This is a genomic window from Curtobacterium sp. ME12 (assembly GCF_903970855.1).
Lineage (GTDB): Bacteria > Actinomycetota > Actinomycetes > Actinomycetales > Microbacteriaceae > Curtobacterium > Curtobacterium poinsettiae_A.
The window spans coordinates 1-593 of record NZ_CAJCKD010000078.1 but is presented as its reverse complement, the minus strand read 5'-3'; the positions used below and the strand labels follow the sequence as shown (position 1 = coordinate 593).

The window sequence follows — 593 nt, the reverse complement described above, 5'->3', positions numbered from 1 at the left end:
GGGGACGCGGGGCGTTTCCCCGCTCGGACAGGTGTTGACGGTTAGTGCTGGTTGCGGCGGCGGTACGCAATAACTGCGACCGCGATGAGGGCGATGGCGCCGCCGGCGGACAGGGCGATCCAGGGGCCCGCAGCGGGGCCGGTGGTGGTGCCGCCGGTGTTGACGGTCGCGCCGACGGTCGAGACCGGGTCGACGACCACGGCGCCGTCGTCAGTGACCGTGATCGCGAGTGCGAGCACGGCTTCACCGTCAGCGGTCTCGACCTGGATGGTGTGCGATCCGGTGGGCGTGCCCGCCGGGATCACCACGGAGGTGCTGAACGCGCCGGCGGTGTCGGTGGTGACCAAGTCCAGGACCACCGGGTCGCTGTGCAACACGATCTGGTATGTCGTGTTCGCAGCCAGGCCGGTCGCGGACAGCGGGATGCGGTCCCCGACGGTGAAGGTCGTGGTCCCACCGGTGCTCAGCGTCGCAGCGGGCGCTTCCGGTGACGTCGACGGCGTCGTGCTCGGTGCGGTCGGGGTGCCGGTGGGTTCCGTCGACGGAGCCGGCGTCGTCGGCTCACCCGACGGAACCGGCGTCGTCGGCTCACC

1 pseudogene is annotated in these 593 nt (G+C 71.5%); it reads right to left on the bottom strand.

What is annotated here, in order from left to right:
• Positions 1-41 precede the first annotated feature (41 nt).
• A pseudogene (locus H7A73_RS17930) lies at positions 42-593 on the bottom strand (hypothetical protein); the annotation flags it as partial.